This window comes from Helicobacter salomonis (assembly GCF_900197775.1).
Classification (GTDB): domain Bacteria; phylum Campylobacterota; class Campylobacteria; order Campylobacterales; family Helicobacteraceae; genus Helicobacter; species Helicobacter salomonis.
Window position 1 is genome coordinate 58,157 of the sequence record NZ_FZMA01000016.1, and the last position, 21,530, is coordinate 79,686.

Consider the following 21,530-nt stretch of genomic DNA (forward strand, 5'->3'; position numbering starts at 1 on the left):
ACACAAGCACTCGCCCAATAATGCTCTATCAAAACAGATAGGCGTAGGAGGCGATCCAGTAGTAAGTCTGCATCGTGATCTCCGCATAACGCGTGGATTTGATTTTCCCAAAAGGGAATTTAACACCCAATTCTACGCGGTGTTTTTGGGCAAGCGTGCCTCCCAAGCCCACATTAACAATCCCATTATAACCCATAAAACTGCGTGCATTCACGGGGCTATTGAGTGTTTGAGCATTTTGAAAGTAGCCAAACCCCACACCCACATAAGTGCCCACCGCCATTTTTTTGGAGATGTGATAAAAATCGTTGATCATATCCACATTGAAACTTAAAAAAGAGTAGACATTGGTGTGTAAGGCGGTAGGTCTAAGTGCCATAATATAATCCATGTTTGCTCTAATGGCCAGGTATTTTAAGGCGTTAAATTGATACCCTCCGCGAATCCCCCATAAAAAATTGTTTTGCCAGGGTGTAGGAACCATTCTAAGGGTTTGAAACCCTGTGCTGACCCCAATAAAAATGTGATTTTTGGAAGAATCGCGTGCCCAAAGAACCGAGGCACATAGTAATAACACTGCTAGCGTTCGCATCAATTACCTTGATAGAATTTCTTAAGCTTGTCATCCAAAGGGGCCAATAGACGATAGAAAATAGGCACGACCAACAAGCTTAAAAGCATGGAAACCATCAAGCCCCCACTCATGGCAATCCCGATGGGGGATTTCATCGCCGCGCCCTGTCCACTCGCCAAAGCTAGGGGCAACATTCCGCACACCATTGCAATGGTGGTCATCAAAATAGGGCGTAGGCGCGACTCGCCGGCTAAAATGATCGCCTCTACAATGCCATGCCCCTCCTTGCGCCGATCATTGGCGATATCAATGATCAGAGTGGCGTTCTTGCCTACCATTCCGATAAGCAAGATCAGCCCCATTAAGGAGAACATGCTCATGGGCTGGTTAGCCAAACCTAGTGCAAAGAATGCTCCTGAGAAACTCAAGGGCATGGTTACCATGATAATCAAGGGTTCTAAAAAGGATTCGTAGAGCGCGGCCAAAATCATATAAATGAGAATGAAGGCTGTCGCAATCGCTACTCCAAAGGCGATATTGGTTTCTTTAAGTCTGTCTGCATCCCCGGTAAAAGTGTAAGTCGCTCCCTTGGCTAACCACTCCCCAGAGTGCTCTTGGACCTGGCTTAAAATCTCTCCCAAATCCACTCCTTCAGCAGGTCTAGCTAGCACGGTTACGCTGCGCTGACGGTTATAGCGGGTGATATTCGAGGGAACTTTGCGCTCCACAATTTCAATCAAGCCGTCTAAGAACATCAATTTGCCCTCTTTGTTGCGGATTTGTAGCCGTTTGATCGCATCAATATCCATTTTTTTATCCGTAGGAACGCGGATAATAATGTCGTACTCTCTCCCATGTTCTTTAAAATAACTCACTCGATTTTCCCCAGACAAAGCATCGCTCACCACCGAGGCGATGTTTTGTACACTCACACCGTATTTCGTAGTTGTGGCCCGCAATACTTTGAGCTGATATTGAGTTTGGGAGTCTGAAGTGTTTGTATGGTAGCCCGCTACCTTGCCCTTCATTTGCGGACTCTCCAATAAAAATTTCTTCAAACCCGCCACGCTTTTGTCAACTAGTTCTTGGGAAGAGGCATAAATAAAGGCTTGGAACGCCGAACTATCCCCTCCACCAATGAGAGGCACTTCCGCTAAGTTGATAGAAACGAGATCCTTAGCTTCTGGCAACGCGTGGAGTTTAGCACGCATATCTTTCATGATTGTAAATTGGCTTCTTTGATGGTGCTCTTTGAGTTTGACATAAAACTTGCCTCTGAAGGTGCTCTGCACACTCCCATAACCCACCTGCATGGAGTTAAAATCCACATCGGGGTCTTTCTCAATCACAGCCTGTAAGGCTCGCATTTTTTTGAGCATTTCTTTAAGACTAATATTAGTGTTGGCTTTCACAAAGATATTGAACATACCCCGATCTTCTTGCAGCATAAATTCCATGCCCAGTTTGCCAGCCACATGCAAAGAAAAGGCGAAGACTCCAGCGACTACTCCGCCCACGATCAATTTGTGTTCTAAAATCCAGCCTAATAATTTGGCATAAGCCTTTTCCATGCCTTGAAAAAAGGGCTCCGTGCGCTTGTAAAGTGCAGAGGGCTTGGAGCTCACAAGAATAGAGCTTAGCATGGGGATCACCGTTACCACCACCACATAGGAAATCACAATGGCTAGGGCGACCGTGATTCCAAAACTTTGGAAAAATCGCCCCACAATCCCGCTCATATTTCCCACAGGAATAAAGACAGACAAAAGCATGGCCGAGATCGCGATGATAGCAAAGGCGATCTCGTGCACACCCTCATAGCTAGCACTTCTTTTATCCATCCCTGCTTCTAGTTTTTTGTGGATATTCTCGATGATTACGATCGCATCGTCAATGATGATCCCAATGGAGAGCGTGAGGGCCACCATGGTGAGCATATTGAGTGAAAAGCCCATCCAGTTGATGAGCGCGAAAGTCCCCATCACTGAAATGGGGATACTCATCGCTGAAACAAAGGTGATGGAAAAACTGCGTAAAAACACGAAGACAACAGCGATGGCTAAAATCCCGCCCAAGATTAAGTCAAATTTGACATCTTCAATCGAGTGGCGGGTGTAATCTGTGGTGTCTAAAAAGGGGCGCAGATCGTAGCCCGGACTCACCGCGCGCATCGCGTCCATTTCTTGGTAGATTCCATCTACGATTTTAATTTCATTGGCCCCAGCAATCTTTTGTACTTCTAGCACGATGCCTTGATCGCGTCCGTAGCTTGCATAAGTGATGTCTGGGTCAATGCCTTCTTCCAGAGTGGCAATATCACTCAAGCGCACATGGTTGCCAATCTGGATATTGGCTAGATCAGTCATTGTGTAGCTATTCCCATCCACTAAAATGGCGTAGTTTTTCTCTTGAGAGATGATCTTACCCCCGTCCATCTCTAGGTTTTGGGTTTTCAGGGCGTTGTAGAGATCCACATAGGTCAAATTGTATTTGTTCATTAGGCTTGGATCAGCGTAAATGCGCACCTGTTTTTCTTGGAAGCCCTGCAATTGCACCCCACCCACGCCCTCGATCTTTTGCAACATTGGCTTGATGATGTTTTTGGCGTGATCGTTGATTTCAGCAAGAGTTTTTTGCTTGCTGGTTAAAAAGATCGAGAGAATCGGTTGCGAGCTGGTATCCACTTTATCAATGGCGGGCTTACGGATATTGGGATCGTCAAAGCTAATCGAAGACACTTTGTTGATGATGTCATTGAGCGCGGTGGTAATGGGTTTCTCTAAGACAAACTCCACGATTACGATACTAATGTTGCGCGCGCTATTAGAGGTAACTTTTTTAATGCCATCCACCCCCATGACCGCTTCTTCGACCTTATCTGTAACCTTGCTCTCTACAATATCCGCGCTTGCTCCTGGGTAGCTGGTTCTGACTACTACGACGGGGAAATCAATGTTGGGAAAAAGAGCGATACTGATTTTATCTAGCGCCATAGTGCCAAAGAAGACTACCATGAGCGCAAACATCAAGGTAGTAACGGGTCTTTGAATTGCTAATTTGTACACAAGGACTTCCTACTGGATGAATCCGTCCCCAAAGACACCCGGGACTAAGATGCTATCTGGGGGTAGGAGGGCTTCAGCACTGACCTTGCGCGTGCTCACATCAATGGTTGGGTAAATCTTGGTAATGATTGCCTGTTGTTTTTCTGGCTTGCCATCAATGCTATAAGTGAATTTATCCCCTACTTTGACTACTGGCAGATACTTTGAGTCAAATTCTAGCACCAGCTTTGCTTTCCTGCTCACCAATCTAAAAAGAATCGTATTATTAGCTCCCATTCCCTCACCTAATTCGATATTCTTACTGGCAATCACGCCATCAAAGGGAGCTCTCAAAATGGTTTTTTCCACCACAGCGAGGGCATAGTTGCGATCAAATTCTAGTTTTTTATAGTCTGCATAGTATTTATCGAGCGTATTTTTATCGATAGCACTTCCGATCTTCTTATAGCGTTCGTATTGCTTTTGTGTGAAATTGAATTGCTGCGTAATAGAATCGACTTGAGATTTTTTGTCCTTATTGTAAAGGGTGAGCAAGATATCCCCTTTTTTAACCCTGCTCCCCACATCTACATAAATCGCATCCACAATCCCCGAAGAATCGAGGGTCAAATTTGCATCTTCCAGCGCCTCTACATTGAAAATCGCATACACCTCTTTGGCATGAAGCCCTACTAACAATAGCAGGGCGCATAAAATGGTCCTCATTGTCAATCCTTAGCGCACATAATCTTGGATATGGTGACCGCTATAAAAAATATAATTGGCCTTTTGCATTTCGTAATTATTGAGCGATTGGTTGTAAATCACCTCTGCATCAAAACGGGTGCGCAATGCCCTCAAGTAGGTTGTGAAATCTACCAAACTGGCGTTGTATTTTTTCTTGATACTCTCATAAGAGAGGGTAGCAGATTTCAAACTCGCTTCAGAGCTGCGGATTTTGGAGCGGGCCATGTCTAAAGATTTGCGATAAAGTTGCTCGTCTTTCTGCTGTTCTAGCTTTTTATAGGTGAGGGTTTTTTCTTGGGCGAGTTGGCCTAGACGCACATACTGCTTTTGTAAATTCAACCCAACATCGCTCAATAAATCCAAACTAATCACTAAAGATACCGTGTTTTGTTGGGTGGGGAAGAGGTTATCCAATCTATTGCCTATCGCAAAAGCAGGCTTTTGGATGTAGTATTGCCAATCATCTGTCAGATCAATGCTGGGATAGTAATTGAGTTGCTTATTCTGGTAGTGGATGGCCGTGATCTGTTCTCGAAGCGAGCGCAAATCAGCGCGCTCTCTAATTCCCAAATTGGGTTCTAAAATGGTGGTGCGTTTCAAAGAAGGAATTTTAGAATTAGTTAAATACTCTAAGGTGAGGCGGTTTTGTTCGATGGCAAACTCCATGTCCGTGATATCATTCTGACTGAGTGCCCCCTGGGCCTTAGCACTTTCTAAATTGTCGATGGTAGTCAGTCCTTGGTCGAAAAGTTGACTGGTGCGCTTGATATCCGCACGCAACTCAGCTAGCTTGCGTTTGAGTGCTACGAGCTGGGCCATGTTGTTGAAGTATTGGTAATATTGTTGCACCACTTGTAAATAGATGCTCTGTCTGGTGTATTCCATGCTGGCCAAGGTAGAACGATAGGTGGCGGATTTTTCCTTAACGCCATTGATTGTGCTAAAACCTTTAAAAAGGTTGAGATCGAGTTTTGTATTGAGGAGCTGCATGTCATACACGGGGTCTAGTGTCGAGCTCCTATTTCTGTGGCTATAAGTGTAATTGCTATTGAGAGTGGGTAAAAACTTGACTTTAGCGATCGTATGGTTTTTGAGTGCTTGACTCACCTGTAACTGCGCTGATTGCAAAGAATAGTTATTGTTGGCACTTCTAATGAGTTCAGCTAGGCCTAATGCGCCAGTTGTAGTGGTCGCAAACTTCTTTTCTTCCATAGCCTCTAGCTCTTGAATTCCCAGAGCGAGTGGGCCCGTAGGGCGGTATGCTTCTAATTCCAAGGCATGCGATAATGTTCCAAAAATCCATAAGCAAGAAAACCATAAAAAAAACCTAAAACGCAAAATAAAACTCCACATAAAGACTGCATATATCGCATTGTGATGGTGTCCTCGGCGGGATTTGAACCCACGGCCTTACGATTAGGAATCGTACGCTCTATCCAACTGAGCTACAAGGACAAGCGCGCCTTAGGCGCACGAGGACTATTTTTTCTTTTTGCTATTTTTTGGGGCAGCTACAAGATCTTTGAGCACCTTACCAGGTTTGAATTTAGGCACCATTTTGTCTTTAGTGGTGTAGGTTTTATCACTCCCAGGCACTTTCCCCTTTTTGCCTTTCTGCAAAACTGCCTCAAATTTCCCAAAGCCCACTAATTCCACGCTTGCATGCGAACTCAATGCCTTCTCAACGGCCTTAATAAAACCATTAAGCGCCAACTCAGCATCTTTCTTATCTTTGAACCCTCCCTCCTTTTGCATCAAATCCAAAAACTCCAGTTTTTTCATCACTCATCCTTTACATTATTTTTTTTAGGAAAACAAATACGTCCGTCATTATACTACAAAAAACCCATGATCGCGTCAATTCCGCGTTTAATGCTAAAAGTAGAAATCGGGGTATTGATTTCTGGGGAGCAGAATCTTGGCACAAGTGAGCTGGTTTTAGATGGTGTAACCCCCTGGTATTCATGCTATGAGAAGTGTATTATCTCCACTTACTGGGCGGTGATTCACAATCCCTTCAAGTTAGCTATTGTATGATGTATAGTTTAGTCAAAATTTATCTAATAAAGGGGCTAGTTTGGTGCGTGTGGCAATCAATGGGACTGGACGAATTGGCTTGTGCGCTGCGCGCATTGTAGCAAAACATAAGGACATGGAGTTGGTTGCCATCAATTCTACTTGTGATCTAGATACCCTGATCCATCTTTTGCGTTACGATTCATTGCATAAACACGACGGACATGTGGAAAAGGTCAATGAAGAGGGTTTGTGCATGGATAATAGTTTGTTCGTGCGTGTTGTCCATGAACGCGATCCAGCCAAACTAGACTTTGGAGAGGCGCAAGTGGTGTTGGAGTGCACGGGAAAATTTAACGATTATGATTTAGCCAGAGTGCATTTGAAAAACGCTGTGCAGAATGTGGTAATCTCTGCTCCAGCTACAAATACCCCCACTTTTGTCTATGGCGTGAATCACACCAGCTACGCTAATGAGCCCATTATTTCTAACGCTTCTTGCACCACTAATGCGCTCGCCCCCCTTCTTTGGGTGCTCGATCAACATTTTGGTATAGAGCATGCCTTAATGACCACGATTCACAGCTACACCAATGATCAAAATCTCTTGGATTCCAAACATAAAGACCTGCGTCGCGCTAGAGCGGCCGCTTTGAATATTATCCCCACCAGCACGGGGGTCAACAAGGCTTTAGCCCATATCTTGCCCCATCTAGCCCCTAAAGTCAAGGGTTTAGCACTACGCGTGCCTACCCCAGTTGTGAGCTTGATTGACTTGAGTGTGCATACTCATCAAGAGATGAGCCTAGAGGGTATCCATGCAAGTATGCAGCTAGCCAGTCGTACCACTCTAAAGGGCGTTTTAGGAGTTGATGCCCACCAACGCGTTTCCAGCGACTTTATCGACAGTCCCTATAGTGCAGTTTATATTGAAGATCAGACCTTGGTTTTAGATGAGCACCATGCTAAGGTGTTAGCGTGGTATGACAATGAAGTGGGCTATTCTCAACGGCTTGTAGATATGGCCTACTACACGATAAAAGGACAAACATGCTAGCGGGAATCAAGCGCATGCAAGAGGTTTTAGGAATCCAGGATGTGGCGTTGCAGGGCAAAAATGTGCTCATTCGCGTGGATTTCAATGTGCCCTTAGATAAGGATTTCAATATCACCGAAGACACGCGCATACGCGAGAGTGTTCCCACCATTAATTATTGCATCGATAATGGGGCGAAGTCTGTGATCTTAGTGGGACATTTGGGACGCCCTGACCCCAAGCTAGATGGGCAACAGGAAAGCCAATTTTCCCTCAGTCATTTGGTGAAACGCTTGGAACGTCTGCTCAATAAAGAGGTCTTATTCGCACACTCTTTGTCAATGGCGCAAAAACTCCAAGCAGAGCATGAGCATCCCGTGATTTTGGTTGAGAATTTGCGTTTTTACAAGGGTGAAAGGGAGAATGACCCCGAGTTTTCTAAGCAATTGGCAGGTCTGTGTGAGGTATATGTTAATGATGCTTTTGGCACAAGCCATCGCAAGCATGCCAGCACCTATGGCATTGCCCAGTATGTGCCTACTAAGGTGGCTGGTTTCTTGCTTAAGAAGGAAATTAATTCTTTTGCCAAGGCTCTAGCTAATCCTCTACGCCCTGTGCTTTTGATTGTAGGGGGCGCTAAGGTCAGCTCAAAACTAACATTGTTGCGTAATATTTTAGACAGGGTGGATAAAATCATTATCGGAGGTGCGATGAGCAACACCTTTTTGCAAGCCCTCAATTACAATATGCAAGCCTCTTTGGTGGAAGAGGATTTGATTCAGGATGCCCTGGACATCTTACAAACAGCCAAACAAAAGGGTGTGCATGTCTACCTGCCCGTAGATGTGGTGAGCAGTCCTCATTTGGAGCATACTGACCAGGCACAGATCACTCCCGCTCAAGATATCCCCTTAAATCATATGGCCGTAGACATCGGTCCAGCTACCTCTAAGCTCTTCTCCTTAGTGATCCAAAGTAGCCAAACCATCCTTTGGAATGGTCCATTGGGTGTCTATGAAATCCCCTTATTTAGTCGGGGCTCTTCTGTGATTGCTCATAGCATTTCTAACACCTATGCCTTTTCGTTGGTCGGTGGAGGGGATACTATTGATGTTTTGACGCGTGCGGGTTATAAGGATAGTGTGAGTTTTATCTCCACTGGTGGGGGGGCGAGCCTAGAGCTTTTAGAAGGCAAAATTTTGGTTGCCTTTGAAGTGTTGGACCGCCGTTCATGAAAGGGAGTGTGCCGTGCCCATCAGGATACAGGAGAGTTGGGCATGATCAATGTCTTCGCCAAAAATAATGAACTCGTCGAGGTCTTTGCATTTCAAGGCTTTGAAAACTTTCCCTTGGAAGAGCAAAATATTCTTTGGTATGAAATCGTCAATCCTACCTTTGCCGAACTCCATTGCATGGCACAGAACTACAATTTTGACCTGTACGAAGACCCAGAAAAGAGCGCAATTGCCAAGTATTGGGAGAATAGCACTTCAATTACTATCAACACCTATTTTATTTACAAAGACTCGCCTCTAGCTTTCCACACAGAAGCGATCACCTACTTCATTGCTGACAATATTCTATTTACCCTATACCATGGAGATTTCCCCATCTTCCAAGAAGTGCAACGGCGTGTGCTGGCCAGCCCAAAAAAATTCCACGATGGTTTTGACATCTTGGCTAAGATTTTAGAGCTCTACTTTGAAAAGGGAGCGGATTGTTTAGAAGAGGTCAATCGGGAAACTAGCGTGTTACGCAAGCAAATTGTCTTTGATTTAGAAGCTTGTACCCATGAGGAAACCTTGATTTCGCTCTCTTTCCTACAAGAATTCAATATGGAATTACGCGATTCCCTCTTTGATAAAAGACGCATCATTACCGCCCTTTTAAAGAGCAATAAGGTCGATAATGAAACCAAAAAAGACTTTAACATCATTATCAAGGATTTTAATTCTTTAGTGGAATTCAGCACCGCTAATCTCAATGCCCTGGATAATATCCAAAATCTCTTCACCTCACAGGTCAATGTGGAGCAAAACAAAATTATCAAACTCTTTACCGTGGCTACCATGGCGATGATGCCCCCCACTCTGATTGGCACGATCTACGGAATGAACTTTGAAGTGATGCCCGAGTTGCGCTGGGAATTTGGCTACCCTATTGCAATCGTAGCCATGGTCGTTTCCACCATTCTACCCATTTTGTATTTTAAAAAGAAAGGCTGGCTCTAGACGAGCGCACCCCAGAGCAACCCTCCTAGCACGATCAAGCCCAGCACAAATGCGCTGATAATACCCTTAGTGTTCTTGCGCTTAAAGCCCATGAGCAATCCACTGAGGTAGAACAAACACAAGAATACCCCAAAGATAATCCCAAAGATCACAAGTGGCTTGCCCGCTCTGCCCTTATGCACTTGCATGAGTATCCCTAGCGCACTACGATGTATGCTTGTAATAACGCTCTGATTCCCCTGAGCATTCACATTGATTTCATAACCAGCCGTACCAATAATCAACGCTCCCTTGCGTCTTCTAGGTTCGATCTTGGCAGGTAGGGCGATGTTTTTTTGCTTTAAAAAGTCTAAAAGAAATTCTAATTCTTTTTCTTTAGCTACAAGGGGCACGCTCCATTTGGTGATTTTAGCCCCACTATTGGAACCAAAATCTAAAAAGAAAGCTATCCCGCTAATTACAAACAATAAAACCAAGGGTAAGAAAAACACGCTCGTATAAGCGTGGAATTTGTAAATGGTCTTCATATGCATCACCTCAAAACATGGCTGACAAATTTCGAGTAATTATCCATTATCAGCCCTCCTTTGCGAAAGCCCAGCCCGCATGCTTCGTAGGCAAAAAAGACATTGGGTTGGTAGTAAAATTCTCCTGCTTGGTTGAGGGGAGCGTATTCTTGATAAACAGGCTTGTGGTTACCATAAACTCCTCCGGTTTCATGTAAGATACCTAGATCGGAGTTGAGAATCTGCACATTTGCTCCCTCACGCCCAAAAGCGACTTTACGCACTTGTTTTTTATTTCTCAAGGGCTCATAACTAGCTTCTAAAAGTAGGGGATGATTAGGATAGCACTCCCAAAGCACTTTTAAAAAGCGTTTGCTCTGAAACAAAAGTGTATAGGCAGGGTTTAAAAAGATGGTGTTTTGATTAGCCATCATGTCCTGCATAAGGAGCGCGAGCTCGGGCTCATCAATAGCAATGCTTTCCCATGGCACGAGCTTAAACAAAAATTCATAGTTCACTCCCTCAAAAAAGACCCCCTCTTCGGGGTTGAATTGTACCTCGTCCATGTAAGCAAAATGCGTTTCAAACCCCGCACTCCGTGCAGTATCTTGCAAAAACTGCACACTACGTTCTTCCTCACTATTGCCTCGAATACTTGAAAAAAGGATTTTCCATCCTTCATACATGCTCTCAAATTGACTCACATCTTCACTCAAAGTTACAAGGCGTTTAAAATTTTGACTCAAAGCCTCGTGGATATTGTTAAACTGCAAGTCCTCATTGTAGCCATTGTGCTTGAGCAAGGCCCATTGCACGAGCGCACTCTCATAGAGCATAGTCGGGGTATCTGCATTAAACTCCAAAAGCTTGATGGGCTGCCCATCTAGCCCCCCAGCTAAATCGAAACGCCCATAGATATGCCAATGCACCTCCTCTTCAAAACTCTGTTTGATCATGGGAATCAAGCTATTGGGAATATCCAGCTCAAAAAAGCGTTCCTGCTCGATGACCATCTGTGCCGTGTCTACAAACATGTCATAAAGCTCATTGCAAGCATCATAATAAGCATTAGCCTCTGTTTGGGTCACCTCTACCAAATCATTGCTAATATAGGGGCTTTGATCGGGATCGGTGTGCCAATCTAACCCGATTTCTTCTAAAGCCTGATGGCTTAAAGGCTGTAAGGTTTTAATTTGCATAGAATTCCTTTAAGAAGCAGCGCCATTATTATGGTTGGAGCCAAAAAATCCGCTACGGCCCTGTGAAGGAGCAGCACTGGGTGCACTCTGCGATCTTTGGGGAGTAGCAGTGGGGCTAGAACTATGTGTGCTCTGGCTAGCAGAGGGGCTAGAGGCAGGCGCGGGAGTGGAGCTGCGCGGAGTAGAGGTGCTGCTGGAATTAGCAGGGCTGGAGCTTTGTGAAGAGCCAAAAAACCCGCTGCGGGTTTGACTAGAGGGGGAAGTGCCTGCACCCCTGAAATTATTCTGGCTGCGTTGGTAAGCCTGCGGGGAACTATAATTTCTTTGGGCATTTTGGGTGTAGTTGGGATTATTGAAAAGCTTGTTGCCAATATAAGCCCCTAAGATCGCCCCGGCGGCACTGCCCAAAATTGCCCCCCCGATACCCAGTCCAGAACCTCCACCCTCAGTAGGAGGTTTGGTGAGCTGGCTTGTGCCATTGTCGATTTTTGCCTCCTCTTCTTTGATGAATTTTTGCACCTCTTCATCACTAAGCATGCGCTCCTTGCCCTGCATGTCACGCACCACAACCCGGGTTTTATCACTCGGGTATTCCTCAGCAACCTTATAACTCTTATCAGGCTGTTCTTGCAAGATCACCAACGCGCCCTTTTTAACTTGTTGAGTTTGTTGGCTAGTTTCTTTGGGTTTTTCCTCTGTAGGCTTTTCCTGCGCGTCGCTTTTACAGCCTGCCAAAGCCACTACCACCACCGCACTAAGCCCCCCCACGATGGCATAATCTGAAATTTTTCTAAAAGGTGTGCGCATCTATATCCTTATCTCTTAAAAGCCCTTATGCTAGCATAATTTTGCCTAAGTTATATCGTAGGAACAGAGCCTTATATCTTGAATTGTTTGATATCGGCATCTAAATCCACAGTAGATTTGTGTAAGGAATTAGAAAGACCCAGCACTTCCTGGGCATTGCTTGCCGATTTCTGAACGCTATTTTCAATAGCGGTCAAATTGTCGATCATTGTCGTGATACTTTGGCTTGTTTGGATATAGTGGTGGATGAATCCCTGCGTGTCCTCTAGCATCACTCCCATTTCTACACTCATATTTTGGAAATGTTGTTGCACTTCTAAGCTATTCTCACTTAAACTCTTGATTTTCCTGGAATTATGGTTCATTTGGGTCGCCACATCGTTGATCTCTTGGACAATCAGACCAATCGTAGAGTTGATCTCTGCTAAACTGTTCTGGGTGCGTGCGGCTAAGTTGCGCACTTCATCGGCCACTACTGCAAAACCGCGTCCGTGCTCCCCTGCACGAGCGGCTTCGATCGCTGCATTCAAGGCTAATAAATTGGTTTGATCGGCGATGTCGTTAATGATGTGCAGAATACTTTTCACACTATCAGCATTTCTACTCAAGTGTTCGATCTGGAGAGCAAGAGCCTCTTCGGTCTGTGCAGTTTCTAAAATGTGGTCTAACATGCTACTGAGGGAACGATTGGAAGTTTGCATAGAGTCCTGTGTTTTGGTCAGTTTTTCACCCATGTTCTGTGCCTCATTCAAGGATGTTTGGATGGTTTCAGAGAGATTAAGGGAGGCAGTGTGGAGTGTTTTAATTTTTTGAATATTTTCTTTTGTAGTGGCTGTAGCCCTCGCAATAATATCGTGCAAAGAATCGGCTAGAGCGCGGTTTTGTATGCTATGCGCAGAGATTTTCTTCATCACATTGTGAATACTCTCCACAAATTGGTTGATATAAGTACCAGCTTGTCCGATCTCATCTTTAGAATTATCCACCTTAAAGCGGCTCGTCAAATCTTTATCTCCATGAGCAAAAGTAGCCACCTTAGTCACCAGGGCTTTGAGGCGTGTGAAAATTGTCAGACGCATGAGAAAACCCAAACATAGGAGAATCGTGACAATGATGCCTAAATTCCATAATACCAACATCTTGGAGTCATCGGACTCTTGGACCGTAGCTATGTCCTCTAAAATCTTGAAATCTCGCTGGATATCGCTGTAGTAAGAAGTGATCGCAAAGATCAAGTCTTCCTGCGGATCGTGGTGGACATAAGCCACCTTAGGCTCTGGTACACCTCCGGCTACTTTGGGCATGGCATAGCGCACATAACCTCCGCCTGCCTTAGCCACTTCTAAGAAGCGGCGCACATAGTAAACTCCATCGGCACTCCTAAGATCCAAACCATTTTTGCCTTGCGCATGAGGGACCACAGGATCATAAACCACTTTGCCGGTTTTATCCACCGCCACAATGTAGTAAATATCGGGGCTATTACTAATGGCAGCGATCAAGCTGAGTGCAGACTGCAACGCCATTTGTTTATCTTGAGTGCGGTTGAAAATAACCAGAGAATATTCTAAGATGCTATACATATGTTTAAGACTATCTTCTTTTTTAGTAATATTCTGCTGTTCTGTTGCCTTGATGATATTATGCATAAGCTGGCTGTGCTTGTGATTTATGATTAAAATCAAGGCAACGCCCATGATGATTAGAGACACAAAAACATTTAGGATGATTTTAAAACTCAGACGCACTCGTTCCCCTTAAAAGCAAATATGAAATTCTAACACATGTAGAAACTCCATGGCAATACCATTAAATCGAGCACATCACTTCAACTGGACAGACCTAAAACCTGTAGTGCACTGCCAAACCGTAGTGCATGCCCTTCTTTTCATCAACACCAATTTCGGGATAGAGCTCCCAATTACGGCGGTACTTAGAAGTGAAAAGATAGGCAAAGCCCCAGCCTATTAAGCTCCCCACCACCACCTGCAATACTGTGTGTTTGCGCGCTACCACACGGCTTGCATCGGTCAACATCGCTAAGGCAATCACGGGCAAGGCAGGCTTCCAACCATAGCGGTAATATACAAACCCAGCCGCGCTCCACGCCCCCCCTGCATGTCCGCTGGGCATCCCTCGCCAGCTATCACAACAGGGGCGTTTAGCAAAGGGCACTTTAGCTCCTCTTGCATGGGCACTTGCAAAAGCGTCCTTAACTCCATAAATTACCGCCTGTGTTACTAAACTGCCCAAAGCCAGCTCTCCCATCCCTCGATAATCGCGCATGCCCAAGCTCACCACTCCTACAAAGACGGGCATTAAACGCAATACATCCCCAATATCCTCTAAAATCTTGGCTTCTCGTGCACTGGGCGCACATTCTAAGCGCGTACAAAATAACAATATCAAACCCACATGCACGATCTTTCGCATAGTTTTCATTATAACATTTTGTTGGGTATAATGCCCCCATGTTTGCTTTCCTATTGAGTTTTTTATGCGCGTTGGGAGTGATTTTTTACTCTAAGCATGCCCGACTTTTTGTGGATAATGCCCATAAGCCCCAGGGCTTCCACACCCAAAGAACCCCTAGAGCGGGTGGCTTGGGGATTTTTCTCGTCTTCACATGGGGAGGCTGGGGGAGTGTCTGGATATTGTTGGGAGCAATTCTAATTTTCATAAGTGGCTTTTTAGAGGACATGAACCGTCCTCTTAGCCCAAAGTGGCGCTTGTGTTTGCAGAGTTTGGGCGTAGGGGTTGTGGTGATATTCACCCCGCTCATCTTGCGCGATTTTAGTCCCCTGCTCAGTTTGCCCTTTTGGATCGCTCTGCCCTTTAGTGTTTTCATGCTCGTAGGCGTGATCAATGCGATGAATATCATTGATGGCTTTAATGGGCTAGCTGGGGGTTTGAGTGTGGCGGTGTTGGGGATTTTATATGCTATTGAGCCCAACCCCGTACTTTTAGCCCTATTGCTAGGGGTGTTGGGTTTTTTGGTGCTCAATTTTCCTAAGGGTTATATTTTCTTAGGCGATGGGGGGGCTTACCTCTTGGGGCTGGTGTGTGGGGCAAGTTTGATGGATTTAGCTTTGAGGGAGGTGGTAAGTGTGTGGTTTGGGTTGGCTTTAATGGTGTATCCGGTAACTGAAGTGCTTTTTTCTATCGCTAGGCGCAAGCTCCAAAACCAAAAGGCCACCATGCCCGATGCTCTTCACCTACACACTCTGCTTTTTAAAGCGCTGTCGCGCCGAAGTACTCTCTTGAATCCTAATGCTCTAACCGGACTTGTAGTGGTAGGCTTAAATCTCCCCTTTATGTTACTGAGCTTCTTTTATCGCCACCAACCCTATTGGCTTTTGGGCTTGATTGGGGGGTTCGTGGGTGGCTATCTGACCCTGTATCGTTGGTTATTAAACTATCATAAGGAATCCCCATGCGCTTAGGTTTGAACATCGATCATATCGCCACGCTCAGAGAGGCGCGCAAAATCCACGAGCCCGATGTGTTGGAGGCAATTTTTGTCGCCAAAAATACAGGCGTGGATTTGATCACTTTGCACTTGAGAGAAGATCGCCGTCATATCCACGAAGACGATGTGGCAAGCATCATTAAGCACGCTCCCATGCCTGTGAATGTGGAGTGTGCTATTGACCCTGAGATTACCAAAATTTTATGCGCCTACCATCCCTTTAAGGTAACTCTAGTGCCTGAAAAACGCGCAGAAATCACTACAGAGGGAGGGCTTAACTTAGAACACCCCCAACTGCCCCAAGTCATTGAAACCTATTTGGATCATGGCATAGAAGTTGCGCTTTTCATTGATCCGGGATTGGAAAACTTAGAGCGCGCCCTAGAGTTAGGGGTGCGTGTAGTGGAGTTGCACACAGGGCAATTTAGCAATCTCTACAACACGCTTTATTCCAACTTCAAACGCCATAAAAACCGTTTAGATTTGCCCCAAGACAACACCACACTTAAGCGCATGCTCGATCAGAGCCTGCAAGAACTAGAACAGAGCGCTTTAGCGGGAAAAAAAATGGGGCTTGAAATGTGCGCCGGACATGGCTTGAATTATTTTAGTGCAGGATTGGTGGCACGTATACAGAGTTTGCAAGAGCTCAACATCGGACATGCAATTATAGCCAGAGCAGTCATGGTGGGCTTAGCGCGCGCCATTACAGACATGCAAGAGGTTATCAGGCGTGCACGCTGAAATTGCGATCTCAATTGGCGATGTCAATGGAATAGGTCCAGAGATCGCGCTTAAAGCTCATCATCACATTAATCAAATCTGTCGACCTCTTTATTGTGTCCACCAAGAACTTTTAGAACGGGCCAATGCGCTCTTAAAACACGCCTATACTTCCGCCCTAGAAAGCATGCAATGCACAGAGATCAATGCCCCCATACCAGCTCTAAAACCCAGTCAAATAGACAGAGCAAGTGGGTTTTATAGCTACGCTAGCTTTTTGCACGCCCTAGATTTAGCCGATGCCAAGGAGGTGAAAGGGGTGTGCACTCTGCCCATTCACAAAAAGGCGTGGCAACTGGCCGGAGTGGATACACCTGGACACACCGCGCTTTTAAGGGATCGCTACAAACAAGAAGCCATCATGATGCTAGGTTGCCTCCATCTATGGGTCGCCCTCTTTAGCGATCACATTCCCTTAAGTGCGGTGAGTGGTCGCGTACGATTGAAACCTTTAACGGAGTTTTTACGCACACTGGGACGCGTTTTACCCCAAGTTAACCAAATTGCGGTCCTAGGAATCGATCCGCATTGTGGAGATGGGGGAGCGATTGGCACACAGGATTTGATTGTACAAGAAGCGATTGAGCAAGCCAACATGGCCCTAAACACCCCTAAATTTCTAGGTCCTATTCCAGCCGATAGCGCGTTTGCGCCCCACTTCAGAGAGCGACACCGCCATTTCGTCGCGCTTTACCACGATGTCGGCTTAGCCCCACTCAAGGCCCTTTATTTCGAAGAGAGTGTCAATGTTTCCTTAAATCTACCTATCAAGCGCGCCAGCGTGGACCACGGGTGCGCCTTTGATATCGCCTATCAAAACAAGGCAAACACCAAGAGCTATTGCAACGCGATCAGCTACCTACTAGCCTAGCTACTCTGTTGGGCTTGTGTTAGGCGTTCCTGCTCTTCCTTGAGCGCGGACTTTTGCGTGCGTTTGAGCATCTCTCGGCGGCGAATCGCCCTCTCGTGGCGTTCCTTTTCTTTTTCCGTTTGAGGAACAAAAGGAGGCATGGGCATGGTTTTGCCATCCTTGAGAGCCACCATCGTAAAATAACAACTGTTGGTATGAATGGCTGTTCTTGCCTTAAAGTCCTCACAAATTACCTTGATCCCTACCTCGCAACTCTTCGTGCCTACATAATTGATGCTGGCATAAAAAGTTACCAAGGTGCCAATGGGAATGGGGTGTTTGAAGAGTACACGATCCACACTCAAAGTTACCGTCCCATAGCCACAATAACGCGTGGAACACACATAGGCGACTTTATCCAGGAGATTGAGTAACTCACCTCCGTGCATGACATTGTTGAAATTGACCATCGTAGGCGTTACCAAGAACGACATGGTGAGTTGTCTAGGATCGCCTATACTGGCTGTTGTATCTGCCAATAACTGCTCTCGTTCACTCATTAAAACTCCTTGCACAAATGCCCCTAATTTAACCAAATTTGGATAACATTCATCTAAAAAGGTCTTTGCATGTTAGTGTTTACAGGGGCTTGCGGTTACATTGGAGCGAGTGTCGCCCGTTGGTTTTTGGAGCGCACAGATCACCACATCCTCATTATAGATAACCTCAGCACGGGTTTTGAGATTCATGCCCAGACTCTCAAACACTACTACCCAAAGCGCGTGGAATTTATCAAACTTGACTTATACGACACCAAAGCTCTAAATACCTTGTTGCAGCACAAGCGCGACCAAGGGCAAATCATTAAAGGTGTTTTGCACTTTGCGGCTAAACTCTTAGTGGAAGAATCTACGCGCTTACCTTTGGCCTACTATGAAAATAACACCCTCAACACTTTGCAACTTGCCAAACTCTGCGTGCAGCATGGCATCAAGCATTTTCTCTTTTCCTCGACTGCAGCAGTTTATGAACAGAGTGAACATGCCATCAACGAACAGACCTCCCTAAATCCAATTAATCCTTACGGAGCTTCTAAGATGATGAGTGAGCGCATTTTGTTGGACACCGCTAGCACTGCGCCCTTTTCCTGTGCAATCCTGCGTTATTTTAATGTGGCTGGGGCGACTCATTTTAATGACTACACCACCCCTTTTGGCTTAGGGCAACGCACTCTAAACGCCACCCATCTCATCAAGATCGCCTGCGAATGCGCCACCTTTAAACGCCCCTCTATGGGGATTTTTGGCACAGATTACCCCACTCCAGATGGCACTTGCATTCGAGATTACATCCACATCGACGATCTCGCCTCAGCGCATTTAAACGCATTTGAAGCCCTTCTAAGTACCTCCAAAAGCGCAATTTACAATGTGGGTTATGGACGCGGTTACAGTGTGCGTGAAGTGATTGCAAAAGTAAAAGAAGTTTCAGGTGTAGATTTTAAAGTTGAACTCCAGGCGCGGCGTGCAGGCGATCCAAGTTGTCTAGTAGCCGATAACCGCAAGATTTTAAACCACACCAATTTCAAACCCGCTTTTGATAGCTTGGACACCATTGTCAAAAGTGCTTATGAATGGGAAAAGTATTTAGGAGCACAGCGAATCTAAAATAAGGTTCTTAAGATACGAGAACCAACTTGTTTTAAGTATCCCCTGAGCGACTTTATGCTTTAATGCATGCAAATCACTGTAGGGATTCTAAATGTTTGGCAAATCAATGCAAGCAGTAGGTCTGTGTGCCTTAATCTGTAATAGCCTGGGGGCTTTAGAATTTGGAGGTATGGGGAATACCAGCTTTGCAATGGGGGGAGCTGGGGTTGCGCTGGAGGACTCTACATGGGGACTTTACTATAACCCCGCACTCTTAGATATAGACGATCGCACCAAATTTGGGTATAGCTTCGGAGTGGGTTTGAGCTCTAAAAACATTCTCCCCCTTGCCTCCAAAGCCTTGCAAATTTCCCAAGACACTTCTGTGCAAAACCTGGATAGCTTAGGCTTGAAAGACCTCATCGATGCGCAAAGAGGGCAACTTCCGCATGTGTCCCCGGGGGGTAGTCTTACCATTTCTGGAAATTCTAGCCCGGCCGCGCGTAATGCCATCGAGCTAGTCAACTCTGTGAGTAATTTGCTCAAACTCAATGGACTTTCTCTACGCTCTCAAAATGGTTTGGTGCTACAAATTCACCCAAAAATCAAGAGTGTTAAAGGTGGGATTGGGACTTTTGGAGTGGCTTTGTTTGCCAGCGCATTTGCAGGGGCTAGCGCGGTGCTAAACCCGCGTTACAACCAAGCAATTGTCGACACCGGTCAGTTTGGTATGCCCTATGGCTATGTTAAAATAGATGCATCTTCCAATAGCCTCACATTCACAAGAAGCTCGCAAGCCGCTTTTAACAATACTTCTATGTTGTCGCCCCAAGCTACCACTGCTGCTGGAGTGAGGGCGTTAGTTCTAGGGAGTTTACCTGTGGGCTATGCCAAAGGTTTTGATTTTAAGAAATTTGGCAAGCTTTCTGCTGGTGTAACCTTTAAATATATCTATAGTGTGAGTTATGGGTTTTCTATGCGTGGCCCTCTAAATGGTTTTATCAACAGCATTAGCCATAAAGACATACTTTCCTTTGATAATAATAGCTTGGTGCGCCAAAGCCATTTTGGCTTGGATTTGGGATTGGCTTACCGCGTCTATGGCTTCAGCGTAGGCTTGGTGGGCAAGTATCTCAACGCGCCTAAAATCCGCTACAACGACGGGTATAGTCTGCGCATTGATCCGCAGGTGCGCATGGGTTTGGGGTATCGTTGGAAATGGTTAAGTCTAGCATGGGATGTAGACCTCACCTCTAACAAAACTCTGATGTTAGAAAAGTACAGTCGCATGATGGGTGGGGGGATAATGGCGCATCTGAAGTGGCTAGCAGTCAAGTTTGGGGCGATGGGCAACATTGCTCCAAATGGATTGCATCAGGGCATCATTCTCACCGGGGGTATGCGCTTCTTTAAAGTTTTGGATATCTCTGTGCAATCTGGGTTACAGACCACTGCCTTTAATGGAATTAAAATCCCCAACTACCTAGCTATAAAACTAGGCGGAGGCTGGGAGTGGTAAGCGCCGTTCTTGCAAGACTCGTTCCTCTAGGGAGGGTTGCCCTCTAGCTCCCAGTTCGAACTCTCACCCCCTCTTTAACGATCCTTTTGCTTTTCTTTTTGCTAATTTCTACTTTTTAATCTCCTCGGCAGAAATCCCACTCGTCTTTAGCGGGTGGGATGAATACCACTAATTTGTGGTATAGTGTCCCCATACATTCGTATCTAGCGCAGGAAGTGTGCAAAGTTACGCCTTTGGAGATATGATGTGTGAGACCTGTAGGGAATGCGTTGGAGCTCAAACTCTGTAAAATCCCTACTATAGGGACACAGAGTGAGAACCAAACTCTCCCTACGGGCAACATCAGCCAAGGAAGCCCAAAATGTCTTTAGCATTTGGGCACTTCACTTTTCATCTCTCATTTTAGGCGCATTTTCTTGACAACTGGAGGGATGATAGGGGTAGAATAGCGCCTTATTTCTATCAAGGAGCTTTCATGTTCTTGGGTGCATTAAACACGGAGGAAAAGAAAGCGTTTTTTGCAGATCGCACACCATGTCGCATGGAGTAACCACGATTTTTCAGACGCACAAGAGGTAATCTCTACTTATTGCTTAGAGATGCAGATTGAAGATGTTCACTATGATACTAAGACTTTCAATCTTAAGAAAACCCTAGAGGTTTTCAAACAAAAAGAGCACCAAAAGATTGTGTTGTTAGAAACCATGGCGCTAGCTATGGCCGATCGCTTGACGCATTTGGAAGCCCTGCATGAGGGGGAAAAGGAAGTCTTAGACACTATGATCGAAACATTTGGACTAGAATCCAAGCTTGCAAACATTTATGCGGATTGGACAAAAGCCATGCTTGTGCTCACCGATCAAGGTAAGAATCTAATCCGGCTGTGAACATGGGCTTTCCTTGCACTATTTACGGGACGTGTTGTCGCAATATCGGTGGGGTTAAGGAGCTCGCCCATTTGGATTTAGGTAATGGCGTATGCCGCCACTTAGACCCACAGACTCAGCAATGCCGTATTTATGACGACCGCCCCCAAATTTGCAGGGTAGACACCATGTATGAGAAGGTATTTTACAAACACTACAGCCTAGAGGAATTTT

Annotated in this window: 21 protein-coding genes and 1 tRNA gene; 10 read left to right on the forward strand and 12 right to left on the reverse strand. The window is 45.5% G+C overall.

Going from position 1 to position 21,530, the window contains the following annotated elements:
* Positions 1 to 28: 28 nt before the first annotated feature.
* From C6H04_RS03505 to C6H04_RS03530, 6 genes are all read right to left on the reverse strand, one after another.
* Positions 29 to 592 (reverse strand): outer membrane beta-barrel protein, encoded by a 564-nt coding sequence (locus C6H04_RS03505; protein ID WP_199767074.1) that lies wholly within the window; start codon positions 590 to 592, stop codon positions 29 to 31.
* The gene (locus C6H04_RS03510) at positions 592 to 3,639 is read right to left on the reverse strand and encodes an efflux RND transporter permease subunit (RefSeq protein ID WP_104732342.1); all 3,048 of its coding nucleotides are present in this window, start codon (positions 3,637 to 3,639) and stop codon (positions 592 to 594) included. The genes C6H04_RS03505 and C6H04_RS03510 overlap by 1 nt, the downstream gene beginning before the upstream one ends.
* Before the next feature lie 9 nt (positions 3,640 to 3,648).
* Positions 3,649 to 4,344, reverse strand: a complete 696-nt coding sequence (locus C6H04_RS03515) for an efflux RND transporter periplasmic adaptor subunit (RefSeq protein ID WP_104695878.1) — start codon at positions 4,342 to 4,344, stop codon at positions 3,649 to 3,651.
* 9 nt (positions 4,345 to 4,353) lie between these two features.
* Positions 4,354 to 5,577 carry a TolC family protein gene (locus tag C6H04_RS03520; RefSeq protein WP_233709672.1) on the reverse strand — a complete coding sequence of 408 codons (1,224 nt, stop codon included), beginning with the start codon at positions 5,575 to 5,577 and terminating at the stop codon, positions 4,354 to 4,356.
* Positions 5,578 to 5,743: 166 nt separating this feature from the next.
* Positions 5,744 to 5,820: transfer RNA gene (locus tag C6H04_RS03525), tRNA-Arg, on the reverse strand.
* A 24-nt stretch (positions 5,821 to 5,844) separates the two neighbouring features.
* A complete protein-coding gene (locus tag C6H04_RS03530; protein WP_104695880.1) occupies positions 5,845 to 6,147 on the reverse strand; it encodes an HU family DNA-binding protein in 303 nt (100 codons plus the stop codon).
* A gap of 298 nt (positions 6,148 to 6,445) precedes the next feature.
* Between C6H04_RS03530 and gap the strand changes: the two genes are divergently transcribed.
* The 3 genes from gap to corA are packed head-to-tail and all read left to right on the forward strand — an operon-like array spanning position 6,446 to position 9,648.
* A complete protein-coding gene (gap, locus tag C6H04_RS03535; protein WP_104695906.1) occupies positions 6,446 to 7,438 on the forward strand; it encodes a type I glyceraldehyde-3-phosphate dehydrogenase in 993 nt (330 codons plus the stop codon).
* Positions 7,432 to 8,652 carry a phosphoglycerate kinase gene (locus tag C6H04_RS03540; protein ID WP_104695881.1) on the forward strand — a complete coding sequence of 407 codons (1,221 nt, stop codon included), beginning with the start codon at positions 7,432 to 7,434 and terminating at the stop codon, positions 8,650 to 8,652. Before gap ends, C6H04_RS03540 begins: the two co-directional genes overlap by 7 nt.
* Before the next feature lie 42 nt (positions 8,653 to 8,694).
* On the forward strand, positions 8,695 to 9,648 hold the full coding sequence (gene corA, locus C6H04_RS03545; RefSeq protein ID WP_104695907.1) for a magnesium/cobalt transporter CorA: 954 nt from the start codon (positions 8,695 to 8,697) through the stop codon (positions 9,646 to 9,648).
* Here corA and C6H04_RS03550 read toward each other — a convergent pair.
* From C6H04_RS03550 to C6H04_RS03570, 5 genes are all read right to left on the reverse strand, one after another.
* Entirely contained in the window at positions 9,645 to 10,175 is a 531-nt protein-coding gene (locus C6H04_RS03550; protein WP_233711840.1) for a PepSY domain-containing protein, read from the reverse strand. The two genes, corA and C6H04_RS03550, sit on opposite strands and share 4 nt — an antisense overlap.
* 5 nt (positions 10,176 to 10,180) lie before the next feature.
* Positions 10,181 to 11,353: a glutathionylspermidine synthase family protein gene (locus C6H04_RS03555; RefSeq protein ID WP_104695882.1), complete on the reverse strand. Its 1,173-nt coding sequence runs from the start codon at positions 11,351 to 11,353 to the stop codon at positions 10,181 to 10,183.
* A gap of 9 nt (positions 11,354 to 11,362) precedes the next feature.
* Positions 11,363 to 12,160: a UPF0323 family lipoprotein gene (locus C6H04_RS03560; RefSeq protein WP_104695883.1), complete on the reverse strand. Its 798-nt coding sequence runs from the start codon at positions 12,158 to 12,160 to the stop codon at positions 11,363 to 11,365.
* A gap of 71 nt (positions 12,161 to 12,231) precedes the next feature.
* Entirely contained in the window at positions 12,232 to 13,908 is a 1,677-nt protein-coding gene (locus C6H04_RS03565) for a methyl-accepting chemotaxis protein (RefSeq protein WP_104732343.1), read from the reverse strand.
* Between the two features lie 94 nt (positions 13,909 to 14,002).
* The gene (locus tag C6H04_RS03570; RefSeq protein ID WP_104695909.1) at positions 14,003 to 14,593 is read right to left on the reverse strand and encodes a phosphatase PAP2 family protein; all 591 of its coding nucleotides are present in this window, start codon (positions 14,591 to 14,593) and stop codon (positions 14,003 to 14,005) included.
* 38 nt (positions 14,594 to 14,631) lie between these two features.
* On the opposite strand from C6H04_RS03570, the gene C6H04_RS03575 reads away from it, so the two are divergent.
* Genes C6H04_RS03575 through pdxA form a run of 3 tightly spaced genes read left to right on the forward strand, consistent with a single transcriptional unit; the run spans position 14,632 to position 17,283 of the window.
* The gene (locus tag C6H04_RS03575) at positions 14,632 to 15,603 is read left to right on the forward strand and encodes a glycosyltransferase family 4 protein (RefSeq protein WP_199767075.1); all 972 of its coding nucleotides are present in this window, start codon (positions 14,632 to 14,634) and stop codon (positions 15,601 to 15,603) included.
* The gene (locus C6H04_RS03580; protein ID WP_104732344.1) at positions 15,594 to 16,373 is read left to right on the forward strand and encodes a pyridoxine 5'-phosphate synthase; all 780 of its coding nucleotides are present in this window, start codon (positions 15,594 to 15,596) and stop codon (positions 16,371 to 16,373) included. Before C6H04_RS03575 ends, C6H04_RS03580 begins: the two co-directional genes overlap by 10 nt.
* A complete protein-coding gene (pdxA, locus tag C6H04_RS03585; protein ID WP_104695886.1) occupies positions 16,363 to 17,283 on the forward strand; it encodes a 4-hydroxythreonine-4-phosphate dehydrogenase in 921 nt (306 codons plus the stop codon). The genes C6H04_RS03580 and pdxA overlap by 11 nt, the downstream gene beginning before the upstream one ends.
* On the opposite strand, the gene C6H04_RS03590 is transcribed toward pdxA, so the two are convergent.
* Positions 17,280 to 17,822, reverse strand: a complete 543-nt coding sequence (locus C6H04_RS03590) for an acyl-CoA thioesterase (protein ID WP_104695887.1) — start codon at positions 17,820 to 17,822, stop codon at positions 17,280 to 17,282. The two genes, pdxA and C6H04_RS03590, sit on opposite strands and share 4 nt — an antisense overlap.
* A gap of 69 nt (positions 17,823 to 17,891) precedes the next feature.
* Here C6H04_RS03590 and galE point away from each other — a divergent pair, with 69 nt between their 5' ends.
* The 4 genes from galE to C6H04_RS03610 form a co-directional block, all read left to right on the forward strand.
* The gene (gene galE / locus C6H04_RS03595; RefSeq protein WP_104732345.1) at positions 17,892 to 18,929 is read left to right on the forward strand and encodes a UDP-glucose 4-epimerase GalE; all 1,038 of its coding nucleotides are present in this window, start codon (positions 17,892 to 17,894) and stop codon (positions 18,927 to 18,929) included.
* 94 nt (positions 18,930 to 19,023) lie between these two features.
* The gene (traF, locus tag C6H04_RS03600; protein ID WP_104732346.1) at positions 19,024 to 20,430 is read left to right on the forward strand and encodes a conjugal transfer protein TraF; all 1,407 of its coding nucleotides are present in this window, start codon (positions 19,024 to 19,026) and stop codon (positions 20,428 to 20,430) included.
* Between the two features lie 518 nt (positions 20,431 to 20,948).
* Positions 20,949 to 21,317, forward strand: coding sequence for a hypothetical protein (locus C6H04_RS03605; RefSeq protein ID WP_233711841.1), 369 nt, complete (start codon positions 20,949 to 20,951; stop codon positions 21,315 to 21,317).
* Positions 21,318 to 21,319: 2 nt separating this feature from the next.
* Positions 21,320 to 21,530 (forward strand): YkgJ family cysteine cluster protein (locus tag C6H04_RS03610; protein ID WP_104732353.1); only part of this gene is annotated, 211 nt, incomplete at its 3' end.